Source organism: Priestia sp. FSL P4-0332, assembly GCF_038005845.1.
Lineage (GTDB): Bacteria > Bacillota > Bacilli > Bacillales > Bacillaceae_H > Priestia.
The window spans coordinates 876,964-903,085 of record NZ_JBBOUA010000001.1; the positions used below are offsets into that span (position 1 = coordinate 876,964).

Sequence of the window (26,122 nt, forward strand, 5' to 3'; positions counted from 1 at the left end):
AGGTAAACATATGATAATAGTTTAATTTCATAGAGATACAACACCACTAGGGGTGCTTTCGAAGCTGAGAGAGACGAGAAGTCTTAACCCTTATAACCTGAACTAGGTAATACTAGCGTAGGAAAGAGGTATTGTAATGGATGTTTTGTATGGGATTTCCTTACGAACTCGTTATAATAATTTTGTGTATATAAACAAAAACACTTCTTTCCTGCGAAAGAAGTGTTTTTTTATGCATAAAGGAAGGTGTCATACATGGAAGAAACAATTGATTTGCTTGTCAAACAGGTAGAGGAGCGCAAAGGGGAGCTAATCCAGTTATTAACAACGCTTGTTTCATATAAAACGCCGGCGCCTCCTGCACGAAATTCTCATGAAGCGCAGCTATACGTAGCGGATTTCCTTAAAAACTGCGGTTTTTCCATCGATATGTGGGACTTATATTCCAACGATCCCATCGTAGTAGGTACGTTAAAAGGACAAAAATCAGCTGACTATCAAAGCTTGATTATTAACGGGCATATGGATGTTGCTGAGGTACAAGAAAATGAAAAGTGGGGGACAAATCCGTTTGAAGCTGTGGTAAAAGACAATATGATAATCGGACGCGGAGTTGCTGATATGAAAGGCGGCTTGGCAGGAGCATTATTTGCAGTGCAGCTTTTAACGGAAGCAGGAATTGAACTGCCGGGAGACTTGATTTTTGAATCCGTTGTAGGAGAAGAAGTGGGAGAAGCAGGTACGCTGCAATGCTGTCAGAAAGGATATACAGCTGACTTTGCGCTTGTAGCCGATACGAGTGATTTACATATTCAAGGTCAAGGCGGAGTAATCACAGGATGGATTACGATAAAAAGCAGCAAAACCTATCATGACGGTACACGCCGAAGCATGATTCATGCTGGAGGAGGGCTGTTAGCTGCGAGCGCTATCGAAAAGATGGCAAAAGTGATCGGAGGGCTACAAGAATTGGAGCGCCACTGGGCTGTTACAAAGAGCTATCCAGGATTTTTGCCAGGAACAAACACGATTAACCCAGCAGTAATCGAAGGCGGAAGGCATGCTGCGTTTATTGCAGATGAATGCAGGCTGTGGATCACCGTTCACTATTATCCTAATGAATCATACGACCAAGTATCAAAAGAAGTGGAAGAATACATTTTAGCTATTGCAAAAGCAGATCCATGGTTAAAAGATAATCTGCCAACCTTTGAATGGGGAGGCACATCAATGATTGAAGACAGAGGAGAAATCTTTCCGTCATTAGAAATTGATGAAGGTCATGCAGGAGTGCAGCTGCTTGCACATACTCACGAACAAATTGAAGGGGAAAAGCCTCCAATTGATGTGTCAACTAGCGTAACAGATGGCGGTTGGCTAGCTGATGCGGGTATTCCAGCAGCTATTTACGGTCCTGGGAATTTAGCAAATGCACATGCTGTGAACGAACAATTAGATATCAATCAGCTTATTCAATATACAAAAGTGATGGTGCAGTTCATTTATACGTGGCTGCATACGCATAAGGAGTGATCATCATGAAATTTAGTGAACGATTATATGAAAAGCTGCAGCCGATTTGGCGCCAAAATCATAATCATCCCTTTGTACAGGGAATGGGAGACGGAACGCTTGAAAAGGAGAAGTTTCGCTTTTATATGATTCAAGATTATCTTTACCTAATTGATTATGCTAAATTATTTGCGATTGGAGCCATGAAAGCTACCAATGTTCAAACGATGGGGAAATTTGCTGCACTTTTAGATTCTACATTAAACGAAGAAATGAGCCTGCACCGTGAGTATGCCAAGAAATTTGAAATCAGCGAAAAAGAATTAGAAAAAGCGCAGCCATCTCCTACAACGCTTGCATACACACACTATATGCTGCACGTTGGTCAAAGCGGAACATTGGCTGAATTAGTGGCGGCTCTTTTGCCTTGTATGTGGAGCTACTGGGAAATAGGAAAAGAACTCAGTGAAAAGCCTGGAGCTAACAATGAGTTTTATCGTGAGTGGATTGAAATGTACAGCTCAGAAGAATTTGGAGAACTAGCGACGTGGTGTATCAACTTATTTGACTCACTTACTGAAGACAAATCAGAAGCGGAGTTAGAAAAGCTCGAAGAAATTTTCTTAAACACAACGCGTTTTGAGTATATGTTCTGGGATATGGCTTATAACGAAGCGATGTGGCCAATTTATGAATAAGTCTGTGTTATCTTTTCAAAACGTAAGTTTTACGTACAAAAACGGTGATCAAGCGATTTTAAAATCATTAAATTTAGACGTGAAAGAAGGCGAGTTTGTAAGTATCGTTGGAGCAAGCGGATCTGGAAAAAGTACGTTGTTTCGTCTCATTACAGGTCTTGAACAGCAGAGTGAAGGCGATATCATGATTAACGGACAGTCTTACGAAAAACGTCTTGGAAAAGTAGGCTACATGCCGCAGCAAGATTTGCTTCTTCCGTGGCGCACGATTCTAGACAATGCAGCACTGCCTCTTGAGCTTCACAATGTGTCAAAGGCAAGTGCTCATAGGCAAGTATCTCAGCTGCTCGAAGAGTTTGGGTTAAAAGGGTATGAAAACCGTTTTCCAAGTGATTTATCCGGAGGGATGAAGCAGCGTGTTTCTTTTCTGCGAACGGTATTAAGCGGTTCTAACGTGCTGCTTTTGGATGAGCCTTTCAGTGCGCTTGATGCCATTACGCGTCTATCGATGCAGGAATGGCTGCTTGAACAATGGCAAAAGCGTAAACACACCATCTTATTTATCACTCATGACGTAAACGAAGCGCTTTTTTTATCAGATCGTATTTTTATCTTTTCAGACAAGCCGGTAAGTCATCTTGAAGAGATTCAAGTGCCGCTTAGCAGACCTCGAACGCAAAAAGATTTGAATCAACAGCGTGTGCTTGACGTGAAAGATTATTTAATTGAACAGCTTAGATCGAAGGTGAACACATGAAAAAGTACGGAGCTTCAGTGATATTAGTAGTCATTTTACTGGCTGCTTGGGAAATTGGAGCACGCATTGTAAACTATCCGTTTATTTTACCAACGCCCACCGGTATTTTAACAAAGCTTTGGGATTTGCGAATGGATTTATTGTTTAAGCATTTACCAGCTACGTTATCTATTGTCGTAATTGGGCTGCTTATATCCGTTGTGCTAGGGGTTCTGCTGGCCGTGTGGATGAATTGGAGTCCGCTTATTGAGCGTGCTTTCTATCCGCTTATTATTGCGTCACAAATGATCCCGACCATTGCCATTGCTCCTGTATTTGTTCTCTGGTTTGGCTACTCCATTTGGAGCAAAGTGATTGTGACCGTATTAATTACTTTTTTTCCTATTACGGTTAGCACATTCGACGGGCTTCGTTCCACAAACAAAGAGTTAAAAGAACTCATGTTAACGATGGGAGCAACAAAAAAAGATATTTTCTTTAAGTTGAACATTCCTTCTGCACTGCCTCATTTTTATTCAGGGCTCAAAGTAGCGGTTACCTTTAGTATAATAGGTGCTGCCATTGGGGAATGGTTAGGTGCACAAGCAGGCTTAGGATATTTCAGTCGTCGCATGATGACACAGTTTGATGCAGCTGGTGTATTTGCACCAATTGTGATTTTATCCGCGCTTGGTATTTTATTCTTTATTATTGTAGTAGGTTTCGAAAAACGTTCATTAAAGTGGAGGAAAACAGAATGAAAAAATGGTTTGCGATTGGGTTAAGCCTGATGCTTGTTTTGATGCTCGCTGCTTGCGGCCAAGACAAGGAAAATAAAGCTGGTGACAGTAAAAAATTAAAAGACGTTACAATTATGCTTGATTGGTACCCAAATGCAGTGCACAGCTTCATTTACGCTGCACAAGAAAAAGGATATTTTAAAAAAGAAGGGCTGAATGTAAAAGTACAGTTTCCTGCTAATCCAACAGACTCGCTTAATTTAGCAGCTGCGGGGAAAGTTACGCTCGGCCTTTACTATCAGCCTGATGTAGCAATGGCACGAGCAAATGAAGATGTGCCGGTAAAGTCGGTAGGAGCGATTGTAAGGTCTCCGTTAAACCGAGTTGTGGCGCTGAAGGATAGCGGTATTACGCGTCCTAAAGATTTAGAAGGAAAAGTAGTAGGCTACAGCGGAACACCATTAAGCGAGTCTGTTCTAAAGAAAATGGTAAAAAGCGATGGAGGAGATCCTAATAAAGTAAAACTAGTAGACGTAGGATTTGAGTTGAATTCATCGCTGATTAGTAAAAAAGTAGATGCCGTAATAGGTGCGTATATTAACCACGAAGTACCATTGCTTCATAAAAAAGGATACAAAACGGTTGACATTGATCCTTCAGATTACGGTGTACCATCTTATTATGAGCTAGTGGCAGTTACTGGGGATCAAACGTGGGCAAAAGATTCTGATACGATTAAAGCGTTTTGGCGTGCTGCGACAAAAGGGTATGAGTACACAGAGAAGCATCCAAAAGAATCACTTCAAATTTTGTTAGATAACCAAGATAAGTCAAACTTTCCTCTTGAAAAAGACGTGGAAACAAAAAGTTTGAATATTTTACTTCCGAAAATGAAGTCTGAACACGGATTTGGCAGTCAAACGAAAGAATCATGGCAGTCAAATGTGGACTGGTTAAAAGAGTCGGGATTAATTAAGAAAAAGCCAAATGTAGATGAAATGTTTGAGAATATCGGAGAATCCAAGTAAATAATTTAAGACAAATTTAAAAAAACCTTCTTATACTGAACGTAACTTTCTGAACGAGAAAGTGAAAAGGTAAAGGAGGTTTTTTTTATGGCTTTTACGATAGTAGATAAGGAAACATGTATTGCTTGCGGAGCATGTGGAGGAAGCGCACCAGATCTTTATGATTATGATTCAGAAGGTCTTGCTTATGCCGTGTTAGATAACAACGAAGGAACAAAAGAAGTTCCTGAACATCAGCAAGATGAGATGATGGAAGCGTACGAAGGATGCCCCACAGAATCGATTAAAGTTGCAGAGCAGCCCTTTTATGGAGATGCACAAAAATTCGAATAGGGCTTTTGAAAAAAGTAAATAATGATAAAGTACATTTAGTTTCTATGTGAGATAAGTTAACATTTCGGCATGTTCAGTATAAGGTTTCAAAACAAAAAGGTCTTGCCTAGGCAAGACCTTTTTTTATTCTAAATTTGCATGCTTTCCGTACATTGTATGGGTATCAAGTTCTTTCTTCTCCATGAAGCGAAGAATCAGCGCATCGTAAAAGAGAAGAAGCGTTTGTTCAAACAGTGACGCCATAGGCTGCACTGTTTGATAACTGCTTTGTTCTTGATCCTTCGGAGCACCGGGCAGCTTCACGATAAAGTCAGCCAGCTTGCCAAGCGTGGAGTCGGGAGAAATTGTGACTACTCCAACTTTTCCCCCAAGTTCTTTTGCTTTTTGAGCGATAGGAATCAAGCTCTTCGTCTCGCCAGAACCTGATCCGATGATTAATAAATCATCCTGCGTGAAAGTGGACGTCACGGTTTCTCCAATGACATAAGCATCAATGCCCATATGCATCATACGCATAGCAAACGACTTGCCCATAAGGCCTGAACGGCCTGCTCCTGTGACAAACACTTTTTTAGATGAGATGATGCCATTTACAAGCTGTTCAGCTTCATCGTCAGCGATTAGAGCTGTTGTTTGTAAAAGCTCATTCATAACCGTTTTTAAATGTTCGCTCGTCTGCATAGAAAGCTCCTTAATTTGTAATAAGCTCTTTCATTTGAGAAGCAACTGATTTTTTATCATCTTGGCTCGTGATTCCTCCGCCAACGATAACAAGATCAGGCTGTGCTTTTACTACTTCAGGTAAAGATTCTAATTTAATGCCGCCAGCAACGGCTGTTTTTGCATTTTTTACAACGCTTTTGATTGTTACTAAATCTTCAAAAGAGTTTTGGCCAACTGCTTGAAGATCGTATCCTGTGTGTACACAGATATAGTCAACGCCAAATTCGTCTAGCTCTTTTGCGCGTCCTTTAATATCTTTTACACCAATCATATCGACTAGAATTTTTTTACCTTGTTTTTTGGCTTCTTCAACTGCACCTTTGATTGACATATCTTCAGCAACACCTAAGATGGTAATGATGTCTGCTCCAGCTTGAGAAGCTTGCTGTACTTCATAGCCAGCTGCATCCATAATTTTTAGGTCAGCTAATACTTTTAAATTAGGAAATGCTTCTTTAATTTCTTTAACGGCGCGAAGCCCTTCATTGATTACAACGGGCGTACCGATTTCCACGATATCAATATGTTCTTCAACTTCTTTTACTACCTCTTTTGCTTGAGAGATATTAACAAGATCTAATGCTAATTGTAATTCCATTCTACTCCACTCCTTACAGAAATCTATAAATACCTTTTGTGCTTTTTTACATAAAAAGCAGCTGGTGTAGTTATTGTACCCGCAGTTTGAGGTTCTTAAAAGTACGCACTTTTCCCACAAATAGTGTGGGAAATGATAGTATACAGAAGTATACTAATGGACATATCAGTCTTGTAACCGCTTAATTTTCATTAAAAATACGGATGACATTGAGTAACATCATCCGCATAAAAAAATAAAAACTATGGAATAGAAGGAGTAGTTTCCATCATTTAATTAACGTTTCCGCCTTTTGTTCTTGATTGATCAGCACTGTATCCCGGTAATTTTTACCCCAATCATACATGGCTGTCAAAATGGGCATTAAACTTTCTCCTTCTTTTGTAAGTGAGTATTCGACTTTAGGTGGTACGACAGGGTAAACTTTACGGTTAACAATTAGATCTTCTTCCAGTTCCCGCAGCTGGTTAACCAGCATGCGCGGCGTAATATCAGGAATAAGCGATTTTAGTTCCCCGAACCGTTTTGTTCCTTCACGTCCTAAGTGCCATAGTATCAGCATCTTCCATTTTCCACCGATAATAGCAAGCGTTAATTCTTTTTCACAGTTAAATTCCTTATTAAGCTGGCTCAATTGCTTCACCCCTATGACCAATAGTATAAAATTTAAAGTACTACTTATTATACCGGTGCTGACAATCCTTTTACAAAAATCCGGCTTGTATCTTCCCATTAAAAAGCTCAGCTTTTCTTACTATATAGTTATTCTTGACTAGTGAGGTGTAAAAGGTGGCCTTTAGTCATGTTTTTTATTTTTAAGGAATTCAATTGTTTAAATATAAAAAAAGATGGGAAATCACTCAATAACAATGCTAAAGGAGGCAGTAAAAATGGAAAGAAGCCGATCTGAATTACAAAACCCTGCTTTAAGCAACAGCGCAGGCATTAATAACGACGTAGGAATCAATAACAATCCACAGACAGCTAATAGCACTACTGCTGTTAGCGCTGGAAAAAGCTGCAGCAGCAAGCTAGTAAAAGGTGTTGTTGTCGGGGCAGTTGTGGGTGGATGTATAACATTGCTTGATAATAAAACTCGTTCATCTGTTAAAAGAAGAGCCGTTACATTAAAGGACTCTTCTGCAAACATGATTAATCAAGTAAAAGAGAACCCTCAAGAAACAAAAGAAAAAATGGTGCAACAAATGAAAAACGCATCGAATCTTTTAAAAGATGCAATTAATGATGCTAAACATTTGTACGAGCGTGTAAATGAAGATTTCTTTAAGCAAGCAGAAGATGTGAAAAGCGTTACGCATGATGCAAAATCGACGGTAGAAGATGCTAAAAGTGATTTACAGCAAATTGGTGAAAAAGTGAAAGATGCAACTTCTGAAATAAGTAAAGAAAAAATGACATCAGACGAAAAACCAGAAGCTGAGCGTGAAAGAACATACCAGTCTATTCACTAAAAAGGAGATGTTAACTGTGAGTCAAATGAATGAAGGAACTACAAAAGACATGAATAAAATTGAAGAAACGGCAGATAATTTAGGGACGGAGAAAAAAGAAGCAATTTTGCAGAACTTTGATACGTTTACTGATTATTTGAGTCAAAAAGTTCATGTCGGTAAAAAGCTCGGGTTAAGCGAGGAACAATTAACGGCCGCTACAAAAAAAGTGGCTAGCTATTTAGCCAAAAATGAGGAGCCTCGAAACCGAGAAGAAAAAGTCCTTCATGAGTTATGGAAAGTCAGCAGTGAAGAGGAAAAGGAAGTCCTTTCTCATCTCATTTTAAAACTAGTTGCGTAACATTAAAAAAGCATCCCATCTATCAGGATGCTTTTTTAATGTATTAAGATGATTGATTTTGAGCCTCTTGAATCGTTTTATCCCAGTCAATACCGCAATCATCCGTTGTACAAGAAGATTGCTGTGCGCAGCTTGCACATTTTCCCTGAGTACTCTTGCGGAAGAATTTTGTCATATGATAAAGGGCATATCCAAATATCAAAACCCCAATTAAAATGTTAATAATCAATATTATTCACTCCTTTTAAGAAAAACCAAGTACTTTTCCAATAGTGTGTACAAGCAAAGCTACGAGATAAGCGACAACCAAAGGGTAGGCCACAGCAAATGCTGTCCATTTCAATGAGCCGGTTTCTCGTCGAATAACAGCGACGGTTGCTAGACACGGAACATAAAGAAGAACAAACACCATAAACGTATAGGCTGTTAGCGGTGTAAAGAATGTCTTCATTGTGTCGCCAAGCTGTCCTTCTTGTACTTTATAAATGATGCTCATAGTTGAAACAACCACTTCTTTTGCTAGGAAGCCTGTAATCAGTGATGCTACAGCTTGCCATGTCGCAAAACCTAAAGGGATAAATAGAGGAGCGATAGCACCTCCAATAATAGCCATAAAGCTATTTTCCATATCTACTCCAAAACCGCCAGGGCCAGCGTAAGATGATAGCCAGATAAATACAGAGCCAGCTAAAATAACCGTACCTGCTTTTCGGACGAAATTTCGGCCTTTTTCCCACGTGCTTCTCCAAAGAGTCTTGGCTTGAGGTACGCGGTAAGGAGGAAGTTCGACAATAAAAGTTGATTGTTCGTCTTTAAGAAGCGTTACTGATAAAATTTTCGTTACAACAAGTGCTAAAATAATGCCAAGCAAGTACATAGAAAACACCACAGCTGCTCCGTTTTGCACAAAAAACGCACCTACAAACAAAGCGTATACAGGAAGGCGTGCTGAGCAGCTCATAAATGGATTTACTAAAATGGTCATAAGGCGCTCTTTTCGCTGTTCAATTGTACGCGCGGCCATGATCCCCGGTACGTTACATCCAAAGCTAATAATCATCGGAATAAATGCTTTTCCGTTCAAACCGAAAAATTCCATGATACGATCCATTACTACAGCAATTCGAGCCATGTATCCTGAATCTTCAAGCAGTGAAATGAAAAAGAACAGGACAAAGATTTGTGGTACAAATACTAGTACGCCGCCTACGCCTGCGATGATGCCGTCCACAATTAAATCATGAATAAATGGAGCAGCACCAGCTGCATTTAGAAGAGAATCAGCGCCTTTACTAAGCGTTCCGCCAAAAAAACCGTCCAGTTTATCAGAAAGAGGAACGCCAATCCAAGTAAACGTAATATTAAAAATCAAATACATTAAGCCAAGAAAAATAGGGAGACCAAGCCACTTATGCGTCACAATTCGATCGATTCGATCTGTGAAGGTTAGAGGTGCTTCACTGCCCTTTACGATACACTCGCTGGAAATGCGCTCGATAAATGCTGTACGCACGTCGAAGAAATGCTCGCTAAGCGGCTTGGTTAATTTTTGTGCAGCTGCTTTTCGAAGCTCAAGCAGCTCTGAGTAACTCGTTTTTTCTTTTAATGTTGATTCAATTACGCTATTTTCAGCTAAAAATTGAATGGCAATCCATCTGCTGACATCCGCTTTTGTTTGAATCATATGAATTGCGTGTTCAGCGGTTTCCCCGTAATTTAGTTGAAATAACGGGGCTTTTAAATCTTGCTTCAAATTGGAGAGAAGCTCATTAATTCCTTTTCCATTGCGGGCAATAATTGCAGAAACCGGAATATGTAATGATTTGCTAAGCTTCTCCAAATGAAAAGTCAATCCGCGTTTTTCCGCTACATCAATCATATTTAAGCCGATTACTAATGGCTTTCCATATTCCAATGCTTGAATAGTGAGATGCATGCTTCTTTCAAACTGAGAAGCGTCTACAATATTCAGCATACTGTTAAATTCTCCGGTTAACAAAAAGTTAGTTACCACTGCTTCATCTGAAGAAAGAGGAGTAAAATCATACACACCCGGCAAATCAACCAGCTGGCTGTTTTGCTTTTTAATAGACCCAACTTTCTTTTCAACGGTTACACCGCTCCAGATTCCTACGTATTCATAGGAATCTGTTAATATATTGAATAAAGAAGTTTTTCCTGTGTTTGGATTTCCTAAAAGTGCAATTGTACTCATGCTGTCTCAACCTCAATTTTAGCCGCATCGCGTTTTCGGATGCTAATCATTTGACCTTGACATTCAATAATACAAGGTCCTCCTAAGATGGTTTTTTGCTTCATGCATAGTTCGCAGCCTTTTTTTACTCCAAAAGAAAGAAGGCGGCGTTCTAATGATCTATCTAAAAATTCAATGTTTTTAACTTTTACTTTGTCGCCAATACTCACGGTAGTTAAATTCATCATTCAGCACTCCTGTTAATGATAATCATTTTCAATTTGTATCTATCTCGATTATACATAAGGTTCTAAAATCAATCAATGCTTCTAGAGCGTTACAATTAAAAATATATATTTATAACTATATTTTTCAGGTGAAATTATGTACGATTTTAGCAGCAAATTGTCAGGAGGGATGTGAGTGGAGGTAATCATTCGCAAAATGAGAAAAGAAGATATTACGTCTGTTCAATACGTCGCAAAGATGAGCTGGTATGATACATATGAAGGAATTATTCCTAGAAGCGTTCAGAATCGGTTTCTTTCAGAAGCATACTCCAATAAAAGGCTGCTGTGGCGCCTGCGCAATTCGTTCATTTATGTAGCAACTATTGATGAGAAAATCGTAGGGTACGCTAACTTTTTCCGACTACAAAACAGAGGGGAAATAGAACTAGGATCTATCTATATACTGCCTGCTTATCAAGGAAAAGGAATCGGTTCGCAATTGTTAGAAAAAGGAATGAAGCGCTCGAAGGAATTAAAAATCGTTTACATTAACGTAGAAAGGGAAAACGGAATAGGCCGTGCTTTTTATCAATCAAAAGGTTTCCAGCTCGTGGGTGAATTTGATGATGAATTTGAAGGGCATTTGTTAAAAACGATGCGGATGAAGTTAATGATTTAAGCCTATAGCATGAACGTTATCTTAAAAAAGCTGATTTTAAACTTTCTGCTAAAATCAGCTTTTAATTACAGAATAACGATTGACCTTATTCTTGTGAATATGGTAACATTAATCAGAACTTAATGACCGAAAATGTTTTTCGGTCAAACAGTCAGGCGGAAGTAAGGATTATTGGAGGCTAAAAAACATGAATATGATTAAAGGAGAATGGAAAAAAATCTTTTCCAAACCAATGACTATTGTTGTGATTTGCGGATTGTTATTTGTTCCATTACTTTATAATGTCATCTTTTTATCTGCTTACTGGGATCCATATGGAAAAACAGATCAAATTCCAGTTGCAGTGGTAAATGAAGATAAAGGTGCTACATTAAATGGAAAGAAATTGAATGTCGGTCGTGATTTTGTTGATGATTTAAAGAAAAACGATAAATTTGACTGGAAATTTACGAACAAAGAAAAAGCGTTAGAAGGTTTAAAAAATGAGGACTACTATTTAGTTTTAGAAATTCCAAAGAATTTCTCCAAAAATGCAACAACATTAATGGATAAAGATCCTAAAAAAATGAAATTTATCTATCATACAAATGCCGGAAAGAACTATTCAGGCGCTCAAATTAGCTCAAATGCAGTGGCTAAAATCAATGATCAGATTAAAGAAGCGGTCACAAAGCAGTATGCTGAAACGGTATTTGACAGCTTTAAGCAAGTAGCGGACGGTCTTCAAAAAGCAAGTGACGGTGCAGGAGAGCTCGAAAACGGCTCAAAAACGCTGCGAGATAACATGAAGAAATTAGCAGACAGCACGGTTACATTCGAAGACGGTACAGCTAAATTAGCAAACGGGTTAACGGATGCACGAAAAGGAGCAACAGATTTAAATGCTGGTGCAGCTAAGCTACTAAACGGTGCGGACACAATTAATGAAAACTTAGGCAGCCTAAACAGCGGTTTAGGAAAGTTAGAAAGTGGGAGCGGACAGCTTTATGCAGCTTCTAAAGAACTTGAAACAGGTGCAGGAAAGCTTAGCAATGGATTAGGACAACTACAAGACGGAACTGCAAAACTGCAAGGTGCGACACAACAGCTCAATGAAGGAACAAAGACACTTCAAGGGAAATTACCGCAGTTTACAAGCGGCTTAAATCAAGTGGACGCTGAAGTGAGCAGTGTTACGCAGCAAATTAATCAAGCGGAACAGGAAATTACGCAGATTAAACAGCAGGTCGATTCAAAAAAATCAGAGTTTGAACAGCAGCAGCAAGCCCTCATTGACAGCATTAACAGCAACGAGTCCATTCCTGATGAGCAAAAACAAACGCTGATTGCAGGAATTAAAAAACTCACGTCGCAGCAGTTTATGGATGAACAGCAGCAAAAAGCAGAGCAGTTAAAAGCAAAAGTAGATAAAGTGCAAGAGTTATCTGCGGCTCTTCAAAAGCTGTCTAAAGGCGGAGAAGATATTCAAAGCGCTATTAATAAAATTGCTGATGGACAAAGTCAGCTGTACAATGGCCAAACAAAATTATATAATGCCCAAACTCAATTATACAACGGTGCTGTTAAACTAGCAGACGGAGAAAAGCAGTTCAACAGCAAATTTGCAGAGCTAAACAGCGGTATTGCTGACGCTCATACAGGAGCTGGAAAGCTTGCTGACGGGCAGCAGCAAATTGTGGATGGGCTTAAGAAGTCTGAACAAGGAAGCGCAGCGCTAGCAAATGGTTTAACACAGCTAGAAAACGGGGCAACCAAGTTAGCAAATGGTTCTAAAGAGTTAACAAATGGTTCGTCCAAACTATATGATGGTTCATCTAAATTATCAGATGGAACGAGCGAGCTTCATTCATCTTTAGCAGATGGTGCAAAAGATGCAAAAGATGTTAAAGCGGATGATAAAACATATAGTATGTTTTCAAATCCAACGGATTTAAAATCAGATAAACAAAACAACGTAGATAAGTACGGTGTCGGATTAGCTCCATACATCTTATGTATTGGCTTGTTTGCGGGAACATTAATGTTTTCAGCGGTATATCCAATGAAAGAGCCATCAATTCGACCGACATCAGGCATTTCGTGGTTCTTAAGTAAGTTTAGTGTCATCACTATTGTAGGTATGCTGCAGGCAGCGATTGCTGTTACAGCTCTTCTATGGGGCTTGCATTTAAACGTAACAAGCATTTGGCACTTCTATATCTTTACCATGATTACAGGTGTGACGTTCTTTACACTTATCTTGTTCTTAACAACAGGGTTAGGAAAAGTAGGGCAGTATTTAGCCTTCATTATTCTGCTGCTTCAAATTGGCGGCAGTGCAGGTACATTCCCTAAAGCACTTGTGCCGGAATTCTTCCAGGCAATTAATCCGTACTTGCCTATGACCTATGCAATTCGCGGTTTCCGTGAAATCATTTCAATTGGTGATGATTTCGGCTATGTATGGCATCAGGCTGGCGTACTTGGAATCTTTGCAGCAATCTTCATCACTCTTTCATTGATAATGTTTTATATCAATGCCAGAAAAGAGAAGCATCACACAGAAGAAGAGGCAGCAGCATAATTTAACTAATACAAAAAGAGAGTTCCAGTTTAAAAAGGAACTCTCTTTTTCTTTATGATAGTATAGGTTTACGTATATAAAGAGGGGAACGTGAATGCATGCAGCTTACAAAATTTTCGGTATATGAAAGTGATCGTGTAAAAAAGTGGCAGGAAGGGCTGAAGGAATGGGACGGTTCAATATCGGAGCGGATGATAAACGACCGAGCTGAAGATGAATTTTGGCAGCAGTATTTAGAGAAAATGTCTTTTAATTCAGTAAATGACCCTGTAGTAAAACAGCTTCAACAAGAACTTCTTGCTTTTTTGAATCCAAATGACTCTGTTATGGAAATTGGCCCTGGCTGGGGGAATTATACGTTTTCGATTGCTGATTATGTAAAAGAACTTACGTGTATGGATTGTTCGCCAAGCATTATTCGCTACTTACAAACGCAATCAGATGCCCGCTCTAATCTAAAGTTTATAGAAGGTAAATGGGAGTATGAGCGTCTAACAGATAACTATGATGCCGTAGTAGGAATAAACTGTTTTTACCGTATGCATAATATTGTCGATGGTCTCTTAAATATGAATGATTCGGCTAATCGTTTGGCGGTTATCGGCATGTCGACGGGTCCAGAAAAGCCTCATTACGTAGAGTTACATAGAAAACTTGGGTACGAGATTAAATGGCGCCGTAAGGAATATATTGACTTACTAAATATTTTATATGAACTGGGTATTTACGCAGATTGTAAGCTGGTTCCTATAACCAAAACGGTAACCTATGAGACGTACGAAGATCTCATCAAGAAGAACTCGACAAAGGTGCTTTCTAAAGATATTGACAAGTTAGAAACTGAGAAGATTATTTTACAGCATGTAAAGAAAATAAATGGCAGATATGAATATACGTATCAATATCATATGGCTTTTATTTATTGGAAACCGATAAAAAGAACCCGTTGAGTAAAATCAACGGGTTCTTTTTAGTAGTGATAAAGCTGTAATTTAGAATAAGCAATATTAAAATCGTCGCCGCTTAGAAGAACTTTCAATTCCTGCTTCTTCACGGTATTTAGCTACTGTTCTTCTTGAAATTTGAATTCCTTCGCTGGAAAGAAGAGACATGAGCTTTTGATCTGAAAGAGGTTTTAATTTATTTTCTTCGGCAATTAATGTTTTAATTTTTTCTTTTATAAAGGCAGTAGAATTGCTTTGTTCGCCATCAGTTCGCTCTAAAGAATTGGTGAAAAAGTATTTTAACTCAAACAGCCCGCGTGGCGTTTGAATATACTTTCCGTTAGTCGCACGGCTTACCGTTGATTCGTGACAGTCTACTTTTTGAGCAATATCTTTTAAGGTAAGCGGCTTTAGCCCCGAAATACCCATTTCAAAAAAATCTTGCTGATGTTCCACAATGGCTTTGGACACGTTGTAAATCGTCGCATTACGCTGCTCAATACTATTGATTAGCCAAGTAGCTTCATGAATTTTTTCCTGTACGTATCGATCGGTTGTTACGCATGCAGAGCGATGAACCAGCTTTTGATAGGTACCGTTAATTTCGATGGGCGGAAGCAGCTCGCTATGAAGAATAACATGATAGCGGCCGTCAACTTTTTGTACCGTTACATCAGGCGAGATGTACTTCGTAAGCGGGACGTGGAAATCTCCTGCTGGACGAGGATTTAATGTCCGCAAGCAGTCAACAATTTCTTGTACTTCACGCATCGAAATAGAGTATTTTTTTGAAATGTTCCGATATTTTTTGTTAGCAATATCTTCAATATCGTGTTTTACCACGTCGTATAAAAGAGGAGGCTTTGACGTTTTGGCCTTAATTTGAATAAGCAGTGAATCGACAAAATTTTGAGCGCCCACGCCAATCGGATCAAAGCTTTGTAAAACGTGAATCATATCGTTGACTTCGTTAATTGAAACATTCAACAGTTCGGCTGCCAGTTTTGGCTCAATTGCTAAAAAGCCGTTTTTATTTAAGTTTCCAATTAGAAATTGAACGATGTGTTTTTGATGTGAGTGTAAATGATTTAGCATAGACAGCTGCTCTAATAAATGACTCTCTAATGTCACAGTTTGATCAGATATATAATTAAACGGATTATACTCGTCGTCGGTATAACCTTTTGAATATGAACGCTGTTCTCGAGTATCAAATGAATCTTTTTGCTGAGAGTCGCCAGCAGACAGTTTAATTACAGGATTTTCATTGACTTGCTGATGAAGATAATGAACTAAATCGGCCGTAGAATAATTTAAAATGTTGATAGACTGACGTAATTCAGGTGTCATGGCCAATTTTAATAGTTGTTTTTGGGATAAATCTAAACCTAATTGCATCATTGAATCACCTATCATTCTTGAGTTTTATTTCGACAATTCTGGCTGCATCGTTCGACATCATCATAGCTGAAAATGCGAAAGAATTCTATAGTGTTGTCAGATGTTCTTACACAGGGACGAATCGCAAGAAAGAGTAGGAGAATAGATAAAACAAAAACGAATAGCTCCTGGCAATAGCTATTCGCTTGTTTTAACAGAGCCGCTAGGAGAACTTAGCTGCAATTTGGGGTGTTTCCCATTCTTCTATCTCCCCATGCGCACATCATATTTAAAATTTCTCGTAAGGTTTCGCCCTCTTCACTGAGTGAGTACTCTACTTTAGGAGGAACTTCATTGTATACTTTTCTATTAACCACACCGTCTTTTTCTAATTCTTTTAGCTGTTGGGACAGCATTTTTTTGGTAATAGCAGGCATAGCTCGCTGAAGTTCACTAAAACGTTTTTCGCCTTCTTTTAATAGGCATAAAATAACGACTTTCCATTTCCCGCCGATTACTTCAAGTGTTGCTTCAACAGGTACATTATAGTGGGGTGCTTTCACCGTTAATCCTCCATTCATAAACAGATATGAAATATGGATATAATAATTTAATATCCATAGACCTAGGTTACCGGGAAGGTACCTGGTTACATGAAAGTGCCGTCTTTTGTAAACAACATGTATTTATTATACTGAAAAAGAACTTTTAATTGAAGGAAGAAATGTAAAAGGGGAGATCTTGATGAAAGCTTTACTGCTAGAAGGCAAAGGGAAAGTAAGTGAGATGAAAGTCGGAAATATCCAAAAGCCGCATCCAGCTAAAGGTGAAATTTTAGTTAAAATTAAAGCTACTGCCCTGAACCCTGTAGATTATAAAACAGGAAACGGCGGTAATCCTAGTTGGACATATCCTCACGTATTAGGACTTGATTCAGCTGGCGTTGTCGAGGAAGTGGGAGAAGAAGTCACAACTGTCAAAGTCGGAGACCGCGTTGTATATCATAGCGATTTATCAAAAAAAGGCGGGTTTGCACAATACGGAGTGACAACAGCCCACACAGTTTCTCTTATTCCGCAAGGAGTTTCATTCGAAGACGCTGCGGCTATTCCATGTGCGGGATATACAGCATATCAAGCATTGTTTCACAAAATGAACGCTTCAAAAGGCCAAACGATTTTAATTCACGCAGGTGCTGGAGGGGTTGGAGGGTTTGCCATTCAGCTTGCCAAAAATGCAGGCCTTACAGTGCTCACAACCGCATCTTCTGCCAATCATGAGTTTGTAAAAAGTTTAGGTGCTGATTATGTAATCGACTACCGTAAAGAAGACTTTGTGAAAAAAGTGCTGGAGCTTACCGATGGAATCGGTGTAGATTTAGTCTTGGATACCGTTGGACGAGACAATGCAGACGAGTCGGTAAAGGCTCTTGCTTTTAATGGTCAAATTGCATTCATCGCAGGACCGCCTAATGTAAACGATGCGATTTCGTTTGTGCACCCACTATCGTTTCATCAAATTGCATTAGGAAGTGTACATCAGTCTAATAACGTAAAAGAACAGCGGAAGCTTGCTGAGATGGGAAATAGAATGCTTTTGCTTTTACAAGAAAATAAGCTAAATGCACTCGTGGAAAAAGTCATTTCACTAGAAGAAGTGCCAGCAGCATTAGATGAACTGGCGACTCGTCGAGTAAAAGGGAAAATTGTAGCTGTAATAGATAAATGATAGAACGAAAAAGAGATTGAGACATAACTACATCAATTCAATCTAAAGACAAATAAATGGAATAAAGGAACTCGTATCGACCATTTATTACACCGCTGTTGATTTCCGTGCAAGGCTTCGCTTTCCGCGGGCGGCCGATGAGCCTCCTCGTTGCTTGCGCTCCTGCGGGGTCTCATCTGTTCCGCTGTTCCCGCAGGAGTCTTCGCCTTGCTCTCCAATCAACAGCTAGAAGCAACTAACTGGATGAACCCTACGTTTACCAACACAATGAAAAGGTCCGAACAATTACTCGTTCGGACCTTCCTTAAACTAACATACTTTTTATTTTACTCTTTTAAATCGTAAACTGCTGCGTATAGAGCTTGTGATAAAACCCTTGTTTTTCTAGCAGCTCGCGATGATTTCCTTCTTCAATAATTTGTCCGTCTTTTAAGACAAGGATTTGATCTGCATTTTCAATCGTTTTAAGGCGGTGGGCAATCACAAAGCTTGTTTTTCCTTTTAATAGATTACTCATTCCTCTTTGAATATCAATTTCTGTTTTTGTATCAATGTTGGAAGTAGCTTCGTCTAAAATTAAAATATCACAGTCAGAAAGCATGGCTCGAGCAATCGATAAAAGCTGCTTTTGACCTTCACTTAAATTTCCTCCGCCAGCTGAAATCACGGTATTGTATTGCTGCGGCAGATGCTTGATAAACGAATGAGCATTGGCCATCTTTGCGGCGCTTTTAACTTCTTCGTCGCTGGCATCTAACCGGCCAAATCGAATATTATCCGCAATCGTACCGGAAAATAAATAGGTATCTTGAAGAACAATGCCGATTCGGTTTCGTAAATCATGGATGTTATAGTCACTGATGGAACGTCCGTCAATTTTAATGTCTCCGTTTGAGATGTCATAAAATCGTGTGAGCAAGTTAATGATTGTTGTTTTACCAGAACCTGTCGGACCGACCAAAGCAACCATTTCACCTTTTTTTGCTGTCAGTGTAACATCTTTTAAAATCATTTTTTCATCGTTATAGCCAAATGATACGTTCTCAAAAGCAACGTCTCCTGCAAATTTTGTAACAGAAAGAGCGTTTGGTTTGTTTGTGACGTCCGGCTGCTCATCCATAATCGCAAACACGCGCTCTGCGCCGGCAATAGCCGAAAGAATGGTGTTTACTAAGTTTGCCATTTGACTGATTGGGCGAGAGAACTGACGTGAGTAGTTAACAAATGAAGCGATCATCCCAACTGTAACGCTACCTTGAACAGCCATAAATGCTCCCGCTCCAATCACTAGTGCTAAGCCTAAGTTGTTAATAAAGTTTGTGACAGGACCTAAAAAGCCTGAAAATGTTTCCGCTTTTGTTGCTGAACTTCTCAGCTGTTCATTTCGTTCATTAAAAACAGTTAAAAAGTCTTTTTCCTTACTAAAAAGCGTAACAACTTCTCCTCCAGAGATTGCTTCTTCTACAAAGCCGTTTAGCTCACCTAAATCTTTTTGGCGTTTGACAAAATTTTCACTGCTTCGTTTTAATATTTGTCGAACGATTATAACCATCAATGGAATAACAATCAGCGTGATAATGGCAAGAATCCAGTTGAGCGAGAACATCGCAATGGTAATGCCCACTAAAGACAAAATAGAGGACAGAGCCTGAATAACGCTTTGACTCAGAGCGTTGTTTAGATTATCAATATCATTTGTGACTCTGCTCATTAACTCTCCGTGAGCTCGTTTGTCAAAAAAGCGAAGGGAGAGAGTCTGAAGCTTTGCAAATAAATCTTGGCGGAGCATTCCAATAGTCGTAAACGAAACGTTCACCATTAAATAGGTTTGCAGCCATGTTAATAAAGATGTCGTGATATAAATTCCTGCAAGAATAAGGGACATTCGTATCGTCCCGCTGATATCTTTAGGAATAATATGCTCATCAATAATAACCCCAATTAAATAAGGGCCTAATAAATTAAGCAGGGAAGTCACAATAACTAAGATTATCGCAGCTGCAAGCGGAGGTTTTCGTTTCCCCATATATGACCAGATTCTGTACAGTGTTTTTTTCGCATTCTTTGGCTTAACTACAGGGCCTTTCATCATTCCTCTAGGGCCGCGAATAGAGCTCATTTGATTTTTACCTTGATTATTCACTAGGCAACACCTCTTTTCCGCCTTGTGCAAGATAAATGTCGTAATAAAGAGAGCGATAACGAAGCAATTCTTCATGAGTCCCTTGTTCAGCAATTTTGCCTTCATCCATGACGATAATATGATCAGCGTGGAGAAGAGACGAAATTTTAGAAGCAATGATGATAACGGTCGCATCAGCAAACTCTTCTTTTAAATGTTTTAGTACCTGTGCTTCTGAGACAGCGTCTAATGCCGAAGTTGCATCATCGATGACCAGGATAGCGGGCTTTCTAACAAATGCACGCGCGATTGAAAGACGCTGCTTTTGCCCTCCTGATAAATTGGTCGCCCCTCGCGTTAAAGGATACTCATATCTTTCTGGGAGTTTTTCAATAAACTCCGTTGCGCATGCAAAATCCGCAGCATCTTCAATTTCTGAGGAAGAAGCATGATCTTTTCCCATTCGAATATTCATATCAATCGTACCGGTAAACAGCGTAGCTTTTTGAGGAATAAACCCAATGGATGAGCGAAGCTCTTTTACGTCATAGTCCGTAAGATTTTTTCCATCTACAAAAATTTCGCCGCCATCGGGATCATATAAGCGGGAAATAAGTTTTGCAAGCGTCGACTTTCCGCTTCCAGTAGAGCCAATAATGCCAATGGTTTCCCCGTGTCTAGCAGTAAACGAAATATCTTTTAATACGTTTTCGCCATTTTTACTATAGCTGTATGTAACGTTTTGAAACGATAGATCACCTTTAAGTCTGTTGATTTGAGCAGCAGAGTTTGCTGGAGGAATGTCTATTTTTGTTTTTAAAACAGAATCGATTCGTTCAGCTGAAGGGAATGCGCGTGTAATTTGCATCAGCACCATGCTGCTTGACATAAGTCCGTTTAAAATAATCGTTAAGTAATTAATAAAAGCTAAAATCACACCTGCTTCAATTTTTCCTGCTTCGACTTGAAGTCCTCCCAGCCATAGAGTAGCTACCATTCCGATATTTACTACAAATAAAATAATGGGCATTAAAAGCGAAATAAGCTGAACAGCACTCATATTAGCTCGCGTCAAGGAACTGTTTGCTTCTTTAAACTGATTGATTTCATACGATTCTCTTACATACGCTTTTACTACACGCATCCCTGATAAGTTTTCTTGGACTTTTGTGTTTACACGATCAACGCTTTGCTGAACTTTTTTAAAAAGTTTTCCAGCTTTCGTGATCACAAACCAAATGCATAAAAATAAAATAGGGACGACCACGACGATAATAGGAAACAAAGAACGAGCGGTTAATAACACGATGACAATACTTCCTGCAAAAAGTAAAGGACCTCTAACTAATACTTTGAGCGTCATATTCAATGCGTTTTGAACACTCGTTACATCATTTGTGATGACGGTAATTAAGTGACCAGTCCCTAGTTTGTCTCTGTTGCTGTTTGAGAGGTTTTCAATCTTCTCAAAAAGCGATTTCCGAATATCGGTAGAAAAATTTACTGCCGCTTTTGTGCTAAGGGTGGCGCAGACGATACCGGCAGCTAAACCAATGAGTGCTAACATGAGCATAAGGATACTTCGGGTGATAACATATGTTTGATTGTTGTTTGCAATGCCATAATCAATGATATGCTGCATAATAGTAGGCTGAAGAAGGTCAGCTAACACTTCAATTACCATCAATAGCGGGGCAAACAGCGCGAGCCATTTGTAAGGTTTTAAGTAAGGGTACAAAGATTTAATTGTATTCACACATTGTGGCACTCCTTTCTGTAAAAAATATGGTAACATAGAATAAGTTTAGAAGTTTGTTTCAAGCACCATTTATTATACGCCAATGCAAGCAGAAATCCACTTTTTGAGAGGGTCAGGTATGCAATGAATCAAACATTACGAGTACATCATCCACTTTTTGGATCTTTGTTATATGACTCGGCCTGGGTTGGAGAAAAACAGGTCACTTTCTTTGGACAAAAACAACAAGTGTTGCTGACAATTGATGGAGATAAAGAGAAGCCATTTCAAAAACGGCAAGAAGAGGCCTTTCAAGCATTTTGGCTTCAAGGTGAATTATTGTTAAAGAGGACGGAAAAAGCTCTTTTTGATTATTATCAACAGGTGCGAGATGAATACAGAACTCAAGTTGAAAAAGACGTGGTAGACTTATTAGTTCCGAATGTGAAAAAGCGAAAAGACATCGGTTTTTTAGTTGAGTGTATTCAAATCTTTGTTCCTGAAGCACCTCATGATACAAGAGAACTTGGTTTGTTTTTTGAATGTACGTGGGAAGAAGAGCATATGTTAGCTGTAAAGTTTAGAAATGAACAAATTTCCGCTATTGGTTTACAAGAAGATTTATTCTAGTAAAAAGCCTTGAAGCAACCTGCTTCAAGGCTTTTTGGCATTAATGTTTGACAGGCTCTTCGATTCCCATACCTGTATTTGCTTTTACTAAAATCTCATCAAATTTCTTTTCGTCTGCTTTTTTAGACGAAAGAAGTGTTCCTATAAAAGCAGCTAAGAAGCCTAGAGGAATAGAGATAATACCAGGGTTTGTTAATGTGATGAGCGGTTCACCTACAAAGATAGCAGCTCCAGGCTCAGGTGCCCACACGTTTGGACTAATGGCAACTAAAAACAGTGAGCTGAATAGTCCAACCAGCATGCCAGTGACTGCTCCTGCTGTATTAAAGCGTTTCCAAAAAATAGTAAGAAGAATAATTGGCAAGTTAGCGCTCGCTGCTACAGCAAAGGCAAGTGCAACTAAAAATGCTACGTTCATGTTTTGAGCAAATAATGCAAGAATAATAGATAGAATGGATACCCCAATAGAAGCCCATCGTGCAGCCACTACCTGTTCTTTTTCAGTTGCAGCTCCTTTACGGAGAATATGACTATAGAAGTCGTGCGCGAATGCTGAAGCTGCTGAGAGCACCAGCCCAGCTACAACAGCTAAAATCGTAGCAAAAGCTACAGCTGAGACAAACGCAAAGAGAAAGTCTCCGCCAAGAACTTGAGCGAGCAGGGGAGCTGCCATGTTTCCTGCTGCATTTGCTTTGATAATATCATCGTACCCTACAAATGCAGCAGCACCGAACCCTAAAAAGATTGTCATAATGTAAAAAACGCCAATGATCCACGTTGCATAAATAACAGACTTTCGTGCGGTGATGGCATCTTTTACTGTAAAGAAACGAATAAGGATATGAGGAAGGCCTGCTGTACCAAGAACAAGAGCTAAATTCAACGAAATCATGTCCAGCGGATTTTTGAATTTATTTCCAGGATTTAAAAAGCCGTCACCAAGAGGAGTTGCGGTTTTCATCTCAGAAAACATTTTAGCTAAGCTAAAATCAAATTTTGAAAATACAATAATGGAAATAATGAACGTACCAATCATCAGAAGCAAGGCTTTGACAATCTGCACCCAGCTGGTCGCCGTCATCCCTCCAAATACAACGTAAACCGTCATCAAGACGCCGACAATCAAGACAGAATACACGTAATCTAGACCAAGTAATAAATGAATTAATGCTCCTGCTCCAACAAGCTGTGCAATCATATAAAAAATGGAAATGGTGATCGTGTTTAACGCAGCAACTCCCCGCACTTTCTTTTCGTTAAAACGAGCTGCTATCATATCTGCCATCGTGTACTTTCCTAAGTTGCGAAGTGGTTCAGCTACAATGTATAACACGACGAGATAGGCAACTAAAAAGCCGATGCTGTAAAAAAAACCGTCAAATCCAGAAAGCGCTACCATTCCAGCTATGCCTAAAAATGACGCAGCAGACATATAATCTCCGGCAATCGCCATGCCGTTTTGCCAGCCGGTTAAACTTCCATCTGCTGTATAAAAGTCACTGGTCGTTTTTGTCCGCTTGGATGCCGCATACGTAATGATTAGCGTAAGACCTACAATGGCTAAAAAAAGTGAAAAAGCTAGTACGTTCATTCATTTAACCCCCTATTCAATTTGCAGCTTCTTTTTTTATCGTGTCAACAAGTTCATCAAATTTCGAGGCTCTTTTTGTGTATAGAATGCATAGGGTCCAGGTCATCACAAACTGTGCAAAAGCAAATACCCACGCCCAGGTCATAGAAGCAAAAGCTGGTTTGTTTAAGACGGTTGTGTAAGCCGTTAAGATAGGCAAGGTAAAATAAAAAGCAAGAAAAAACAGAGAGAGCGGTAAAATAAAATTGCGTTTTTGTTTCAAAAGCTTTTGAAATGAAGCAGACTGTACAATTTCTGTGTAATCAGGAGAGGAAGAAGCATTGTTTACCTTCTTTAAAGAATTTTCATTCATCGCCAAGCGGAATTCCCCCTTTGATAATAAATAGATGAAGCGAAAAGCTTCATATCACTTGAATTATATTATTTTCGGAATAAAAAGTAAATTCTGTCTTTTTTCGAGAATGGTAACTGTGTAAGTTTTTTAATATACTGAAGGTTCACAATAAATGCATACTGCCATAATAAAAAAAAGAACAACATTCAATACAAAGGAAAAATCATTCGCAAAAGAAATGTTGAAATTCATCCTTAGTTTCTTTTATATATAAGGCTTTTCTTTATTATTTAAACGTTATTTGGTTGTTTGATCTTTTGAAAAAGAAGAGAAGATGATAATAAAATCATAAGCACACAATAATGCTTAGAGAGGAAACAGGTTGAGAAAATAAGCTATTATTTAGAGATGGTTATAAATAGACAAGATATTATGAAAGATTTCTATATGAATGATATTTTTTCTTTATAGTAAACAAATAATGTGACTACTTATATAAAAGAGAAAAGGTGAAAGAATGGCATTTGGAATTAAACGCCCGGAACTAAACGCATGGAAAGCAGCTGTTAAGCGAGGAGAGATCGCATTTTTAACTCATTATTGGCTTGATGAGCGTTTTCCACATGCAACTACCGTAACAAAAGTAGGTTGCAGTGACTTAAATAAGCTGATTAAGTGGGGAAAAAAGTATGGTATTCCCGCTAAGTATATTGATAATCGATCCGGCTATCCTCATTTCGATTTACTAGGCGAGCGTCAGAAAGAAATTATGAAAAAGGAAAATCAGCTGGAGCAGCTGAAGCGATTTGAAGAAGTTAATGAGTGAGAAGCAAAACTAATTTAAAAAACTGTAAAAAAATTCTATTGTTAAGGCTTTTTTTATGTTTAAATAGAAAAAACAGTGGAATAGATTAAGAAGAACAATTACGTCATGTATTCTCTCTTATAGGGAAAATAAATTAGAAAAGTTTCCTTATTTGATACAATAAAGAGCTTTGCTTTATAATAAAATTGTTGTTCGGATAAAAGGAGGAAGAAGGGCATGTCCGAGGTTGGAACTTTAAAAAAAGGATTAGATATCTTCTCTTTGCTTTTAAACCGTCCGAATATGACTATTCCAGAAATGATGGAAGCGCTCGGTTTTAATAAGAGTACGATGTATCGTCTTGTGAGCACGCTTGAACAAAATGGATTTATTGTAAGAAACCCGTCTAACCGCTATACGGTTTCACCACAACTGGTGCTGGCACTCGTGCAAAATACGATGCATACGAACTATGAAATGAATTGGCTGTCTGTTCCTGCTATGCAGAAGCTGAGTGAAGAGACCAATGAGACCATTTACGCGGGAATTCTCCATCATAAACAAATGGTTACAACTCAGGTGGTGAACGGGCAATATAGCACTCGTACGCATTCCGAAGTAGGAAATAAAAAGCCGCTTCATGCAAATGCTATTGGGAAGTGTATTCTTGCTTATCAAGAGGACAGCGTGCAAAAATCTATTCTTCACGAACTTTCGCTTGAAGCTTATACAGATCGAACGATCACCGAGCTGGACGAGCTTGAAGCTGATTTGGCTTTAAGTAAGGAAAGAGGCTATGCTGTCGATGATGAAGAACGGGAGCCTGGCGTTCGCTGTATTGCAGCCCCTATTTTCAGAAAAGGAAAAATAATGGCGGCTATTGCTTTATCAGGTCCATCCGTTCGTATTTCACAAGAGAAAGACGAAAAGCATGCTGCACTTGTTAAACAGTGCGCAGAACAAATTTCACAAGCAATTACTCTTTACGAATAATTCAACAGTAA

Annotated in this window: 28 protein-coding genes and 1 riboswitch; of the genes, 15 read left to right on the top strand and 13 right to left on the bottom strand. The window is 39.0% G+C overall.

What is annotated here, in order from left to right; genetic code table 11:
- Positions 1-38 precede the first annotated feature (38 nt).
- A riboswitch (TPP riboswitch) is annotated at positions 39-141 on the top strand.
- Between the two features lie 114 nt (positions 142-255).
- The 6 genes from MKY06_RS04560 to MKY06_RS04585 all read left to right on the top strand — a co-directional run bounded on the left by MKY06_RS04560 (position 256) and on the right by MKY06_RS04585 (position 5,047).
- Complete coding sequence (locus MKY06_RS04560) at positions 256-1,533, top strand: acetylornithine deacetylase (RefSeq protein WP_078081505.1); 1,278 nt, start codon at positions 256-258, stop codon at positions 1,531-1,533.
- A gap of 5 nt (positions 1,534-1,538) precedes the next feature.
- The gene (tenA, locus tag MKY06_RS04565; RefSeq protein WP_029324860.1) at positions 1,539-2,210 is read left to right on the top strand and encodes a thiaminase II; all 672 of its coding nucleotides are present in this window, start codon (positions 1,539-1,541) and stop codon (positions 2,208-2,210) included.
- Positions 2,203-2,967, top strand: coding sequence for an ABC transporter ATP-binding protein (locus MKY06_RS04570; RefSeq protein WP_013055594.1), 765 nt, complete (start codon positions 2,203-2,205; stop codon positions 2,965-2,967). Before tenA ends, MKY06_RS04570 begins: the two co-directional genes overlap by 8 nt.
- Positions 2,964-3,707: an ABC transporter permease gene (locus MKY06_RS04575; protein ID WP_013055595.1), complete on the top strand. Its 744-nt coding sequence runs from the start codon at positions 2,964-2,966 to the stop codon at positions 3,705-3,707. Before MKY06_RS04570 ends, MKY06_RS04575 begins: the two co-directional genes overlap by 4 nt.
- On the top strand, positions 3,704-4,714 hold the full coding sequence (locus MKY06_RS04580) for an ABC transporter substrate-binding protein (protein ID WP_078081506.1): 1,011 nt from the start codon (positions 3,704-3,706) through the stop codon (positions 4,712-4,714). Before MKY06_RS04575 ends, MKY06_RS04580 begins: the two co-directional genes overlap by 4 nt.
- Positions 4,715-4,801: 87 nt before the next feature.
- Positions 4,802-5,047: a ferredoxin gene (locus tag MKY06_RS04585; protein WP_013055597.1), complete on the top strand. Its 246-nt coding sequence runs from the start codon at positions 4,802-4,804 to the stop codon at positions 5,045-5,047.
- A 123-nt stretch (positions 5,048-5,170) separates the two neighbouring features.
- Here MKY06_RS04585 and hxlB read toward each other — a convergent pair whose 3' ends face one another.
- The 3 genes from hxlB to MKY06_RS04600 all read right to left on the bottom strand — a co-directional run bounded on the left by hxlB (position 5,171) and on the right by MKY06_RS04600 (position 7,002).
- The gene (gene hxlB, locus MKY06_RS04590; RefSeq protein WP_013055598.1) at positions 5,171-5,728 is read right to left on the bottom strand and encodes a 6-phospho-3-hexuloisomerase; all 558 of its coding nucleotides are present in this window, start codon (positions 5,726-5,728) and stop codon (positions 5,171-5,173) included.
- A gap of 10 nt (positions 5,729-5,738) precedes the next feature.
- Positions 5,739-6,368, bottom strand: coding sequence for a 3-hexulose-6-phosphate synthase (gene hxlA / locus MKY06_RS04595; RefSeq protein ID WP_013055599.1), 630 nt, complete (start codon positions 6,366-6,368; stop codon positions 5,739-5,741).
- Between the two features lie 268 nt (positions 6,369-6,636).
- Positions 6,637-7,002 (bottom strand): winged helix-turn-helix transcriptional regulator, encoded by a 366-nt coding sequence (locus MKY06_RS04600; RefSeq protein ID WP_013055600.1) that lies wholly within the window; start codon positions 7,000-7,002, stop codon positions 6,637-6,639.
- A 256-nt stretch (positions 7,003-7,258) separates the two neighbouring features.
- Between MKY06_RS04600 and MKY06_RS04605 the strand changes: the two genes are divergently transcribed.
- On the top strand, positions 7,259-7,840 hold the full coding sequence (locus tag MKY06_RS04605) for a hypothetical protein (protein ID WP_098526738.1): 582 nt from the start codon (positions 7,259-7,261) through the stop codon (positions 7,838-7,840).
- A 16-nt stretch (positions 7,841-7,856) separates the two neighbouring features.
- Positions 7,857-8,180 (top strand): DUF3243 domain-containing protein, encoded by a 324-nt coding sequence (locus MKY06_RS04610; protein WP_013055602.1) that lies wholly within the window; start codon positions 7,857-7,859, stop codon positions 8,178-8,180.
- A gap of 43 nt (positions 8,181-8,223) precedes the next feature.
- Here MKY06_RS04610 and MKY06_RS04615 read toward each other — a convergent pair whose 3' ends face one another.
- The 3 genes from MKY06_RS04615 to MKY06_RS04625 are packed head-to-tail and all read right to left on the bottom strand — an operon-like array spanning position 8,224 to position 10,622.
- Positions 8,224-8,409 carry a FeoB-associated Cys-rich membrane protein gene (locus MKY06_RS04615; RefSeq protein WP_013055603.1) on the bottom strand — a complete coding sequence of 62 codons (186 nt, stop codon included), beginning with the start codon at positions 8,407-8,409 and terminating at the stop codon, positions 8,224-8,226.
- A 15-nt stretch (positions 8,410-8,424) separates the two neighbouring features.
- The gene (feoB, locus tag MKY06_RS04620; protein ID WP_340960283.1) at positions 8,425-10,395 is read right to left on the bottom strand and encodes a ferrous iron transport protein B; all 1,971 of its coding nucleotides are present in this window, start codon (positions 10,393-10,395) and stop codon (positions 8,425-8,427) included.
- Entirely contained in the window at positions 10,392-10,622 is a 231-nt protein-coding gene (locus MKY06_RS04625; protein WP_013055605.1) for a FeoA family protein, read from the bottom strand. The genes feoB and MKY06_RS04625 overlap by 4 nt, the downstream gene beginning before the upstream one ends.
- Positions 10,623-10,797: 175 nt before the next feature.
- Here MKY06_RS04625 and MKY06_RS04630 point away from each other — a divergent pair, with 175 nt between their 5' ends.
- The 3 genes from MKY06_RS04630 to MKY06_RS04640 all read left to right on the top strand — a co-directional run bounded on the left by MKY06_RS04630 (position 10,798) and on the right by MKY06_RS04640 (position 14,796).
- Complete coding sequence (locus MKY06_RS04630; RefSeq protein ID WP_029324863.1) at positions 10,798-11,283, top strand: GNAT family N-acetyltransferase; 486 nt, start codon at positions 10,798-10,800, stop codon at positions 11,281-11,283.
- A 187-nt stretch (positions 11,284-11,470) separates the two neighbouring features.
- Entirely contained in the window at positions 11,471-13,846 is a 2,376-nt protein-coding gene (locus tag MKY06_RS04635; protein WP_029324864.1) for a YhgE/Pip domain-containing protein, read from the top strand.
- A 98-nt stretch (positions 13,847-13,944) separates the two neighbouring features.
- Entirely contained in the window at positions 13,945-14,796 is an 852-nt protein-coding gene (locus tag MKY06_RS04640) for a class I SAM-dependent methyltransferase (protein ID WP_013055608.1), read from the top strand.
- A gap of 57 nt (positions 14,797-14,853) precedes the next feature.
- Here the strand turns inward: MKY06_RS04640 and rpoN are convergent, their stop codons facing one another.
- On the bottom strand, positions 14,854-16,188 hold the full coding sequence (gene rpoN / locus MKY06_RS04645) for an RNA polymerase factor sigma-54 (RefSeq protein ID WP_013055609.1): 1,335 nt from the start codon (positions 16,186-16,188) through the stop codon (positions 14,854-14,856).
- Between the two features lie 215 nt (positions 16,189-16,403).
- Positions 16,404-16,751 (bottom strand): winged helix-turn-helix transcriptional regulator, encoded by a 348-nt coding sequence (locus MKY06_RS04650; protein ID WP_034668472.1) that lies wholly within the window; start codon positions 16,749-16,751, stop codon positions 16,404-16,406.
- 163 nt (positions 16,752-16,914) lie between these two features.
- Here MKY06_RS04650 and MKY06_RS04655 point away from each other — a divergent pair, with 163 nt between their 5' ends.
- Positions 16,915-17,898 carry a zinc-binding dehydrogenase gene (locus tag MKY06_RS04655; protein ID WP_057274386.1) on the top strand — a complete coding sequence of 328 codons (984 nt, stop codon included), beginning with the start codon at positions 16,915-16,917 and terminating at the stop codon, positions 17,896-17,898.
- Positions 17,899-17,985: 87 nt separating this feature from the next.
- On the opposite strand, the gene MKY06_RS04660 is transcribed toward MKY06_RS04655, so the two are convergent.
- The 3 genes from MKY06_RS04660 to MKY06_RS04670 all read right to left on the bottom strand — a co-directional run bounded on the left by MKY06_RS04660 (position 17,986) and on the right by MKY06_RS04670 (position 21,776).
- Complete coding sequence (locus MKY06_RS04660; protein ID WP_013055612.1) at positions 17,986-18,120, bottom strand: hypothetical protein; 135 nt, start codon at positions 18,118-18,120, stop codon at positions 17,986-17,988.
- A gap of 112 nt (positions 18,121-18,232) precedes the next feature.
- Complete coding sequence (locus MKY06_RS04665; protein WP_035439422.1) at positions 18,233-20,017, bottom strand: ABC transporter ATP-binding protein; 1,785 nt, start codon at positions 20,015-20,017, stop codon at positions 18,233-18,235.
- A gap of 16 nt (positions 20,018-20,033) precedes the next feature.
- Positions 20,034-21,776, bottom strand: coding sequence for an ABC transporter ATP-binding protein (locus MKY06_RS04670; protein ID WP_098287314.1), 1,743 nt, complete (start codon positions 21,774-21,776; stop codon positions 20,034-20,036).
- Positions 21,777-21,902: 126 nt separating this feature from the next.
- On the opposite strand from MKY06_RS04670, the gene MKY06_RS04675 reads away from it, so the two are divergent.
- Entirely contained in the window at positions 21,903-22,388 is a 486-nt protein-coding gene (locus MKY06_RS04675) for a DUF6985 domain-containing protein (protein WP_013055615.1), read from the top strand.
- A gap of 40 nt (positions 22,389-22,428) precedes the next feature.
- On the opposite strand, the gene MKY06_RS04680 is transcribed toward MKY06_RS04675, so the two are convergent.
- Positions 22,429-23,979, bottom strand: coding sequence for a solute symporter family protein (locus MKY06_RS04680; RefSeq protein WP_013081928.1), 1,551 nt, complete (start codon positions 23,977-23,979; stop codon positions 22,429-22,431).
- Positions 23,980-23,995: 16 nt separating this feature from the next.
- Positions 23,996-24,331, bottom strand: a complete 336-nt coding sequence (locus tag MKY06_RS04685) for a DUF485 domain-containing protein (protein WP_034275644.1) — start codon at positions 24,329-24,331, stop codon at positions 23,996-23,998.
- A gap of 499 nt (positions 24,332-24,830) precedes the next feature.
- On the opposite strand from MKY06_RS04685, the gene MKY06_RS04690 reads away from it, so the two are divergent.
- Entirely contained in the window at positions 24,831-25,139 is a 309-nt protein-coding gene (locus MKY06_RS04690; RefSeq protein WP_013055618.1) for a hypothetical protein, read from the top strand.
- A 216-nt stretch (positions 25,140-25,355) separates the two neighbouring features.
- Positions 25,356-26,111 carry an IclR family transcriptional regulator gene (locus MKY06_RS04695; RefSeq protein WP_013055619.1) on the top strand — a complete coding sequence of 252 codons (756 nt, stop codon included), beginning with the start codon at positions 25,356-25,358 and terminating at the stop codon, positions 26,109-26,111.
- Positions 26,112-26,122 lie beyond the last annotated feature (11 nt).

What these genes read in the sequence shown, in the direction of transcription:
- MKY06_RS04570 (WP_013055594.1), top strand. Translation starts at nt 2,203, where the DNA reads ATGAATAAGTCTGTGTTATCTTTTCAAAACGTAAGTTTTACGTACAAA.
- MKY06_RS04690 (WP_013055618.1), top strand. Translation starts at nt 24,831, where the DNA reads ATGGCATTTGGAATTAAACGCCCGGAACTAAACGCATGGAAAGCAGCT.
- MKY06_RS04655 (WP_057274386.1), top strand. Translation starts at nt 16,915, where the DNA reads ATGAAAGCTTTACTGCTAGAAGGCAAAGGGAAAGTAAGTGAGATGAAA.
- MKY06_RS04640 (WP_013055608.1), top strand. Translation starts at nt 13,945, where the DNA reads ATGCAGCTTACAAAATTTTCGGTATATGAAAGTGATCGTGTAAAAAAG.
- MKY06_RS04675 (WP_013055615.1), top strand. Translation starts at nt 21,903, where the DNA reads ATGAATCAAACATTACGAGTACATCATCCACTTTTTGGATCTTTGTTA.
- MKY06_RS04580 (WP_078081506.1), top strand. Translation starts at nt 3,704, where the DNA reads ATGAAAAAATGGTTTGCGATTGGGTTAAGCCTGATGCTTGTTTTGATG.
- MKY06_RS04650 (WP_034668472.1), bottom strand. Translation starts at nt 16,751, where the DNA reads ATGAATGGAGGATTAACGGTGAAAGCACCCCACTATAATGTACCTGTT.
- hxlB (WP_013055598.1), bottom strand. Translation starts at nt 5,728, where the DNA reads ATGCAGACGAGCGAACATTTAAAAACGGTTATGAATGAGCTTTTACAA.
- MKY06_RS04605 (WP_098526738.1), top strand. Translation starts at nt 7,259, where the DNA reads ATGGAAAGAAGCCGATCTGAATTACAAAACCCTGCTTTAAGCAACAGC.
- MKY06_RS04665 (WP_035439422.1), bottom strand. Translation starts at nt 20,017, where the DNA reads ATGAGCTCTATTCGCGGCCCTAGAGGAATGATGAAAGGCCCTGTAGTT.
- MKY06_RS04680 (WP_013081928.1), bottom strand. Translation starts at nt 23,979, where the DNA reads ATGAACGTACTAGCTTTTTCACTTTTTTTAGCCATTGTAGGTCTTACG.
- MKY06_RS04560 (WP_078081505.1), top strand. Translation starts at nt 256, where the DNA reads ATGGAAGAAACAATTGATTTGCTTGTCAAACAGGTAGAGGAGCGCAAA.
- feoB (WP_340960283.1), bottom strand. Translation starts at nt 10,395, where the DNA reads ATGAGTACAATTGCACTTTTAGGAAATCCAAACACAGGAAAAACTTCT.
- MKY06_RS04625 (WP_013055605.1), bottom strand. Translation starts at nt 10,622, where the DNA reads ATGATGAATTTAACTACCGTGAGTATTGGCGACAAAGTAAAAGTTAAA.
- MKY06_RS04695 (WP_013055619.1), top strand. Translation starts at nt 25,356, where the DNA reads ATGTCCGAGGTTGGAACTTTAAAAAAAGGATTAGATATCTTCTCTTTG.
- MKY06_RS04685 (WP_034275644.1), bottom strand. Translation starts at nt 24,331, where the DNA reads ATGAATGAAAATTCTTTAAAGAAGGTAAACAATGCTTCTTCCTCTCCT.
- MKY06_RS04635 (WP_029324864.1), top strand. Translation starts at nt 11,471, where the DNA reads ATGAATATGATTAAAGGAGAATGGAAAAAAATCTTTTCCAAACCAATG.
- MKY06_RS04585 (WP_013055597.1), top strand. Translation starts at nt 4,802, where the DNA reads ATGGCTTTTACGATAGTAGATAAGGAAACATGTATTGCTTGCGGAGCA.
- rpoN (WP_013055609.1), bottom strand. Translation starts at nt 16,188, where the DNA reads ATGCAATTAGGTTTAGATTTATCCCAAAAACAACTATTAAAATTGGCC.
- tenA (WP_029324860.1), top strand. Translation starts at nt 1,539, where the DNA reads ATGAAATTTAGTGAACGATTATATGAAAAGCTGCAGCCGATTTGGCGC.
- MKY06_RS04575 (WP_013055595.1), top strand. Translation starts at nt 2,964, where the DNA reads ATGAAAAAGTACGGAGCTTCAGTGATATTAGTAGTCATTTTACTGGCT.
- hxlA (WP_013055599.1), bottom strand. Translation starts at nt 6,368, where the DNA reads ATGGAATTACAATTAGCATTAGATCTTGTTAATATCTCTCAAGCAAAA.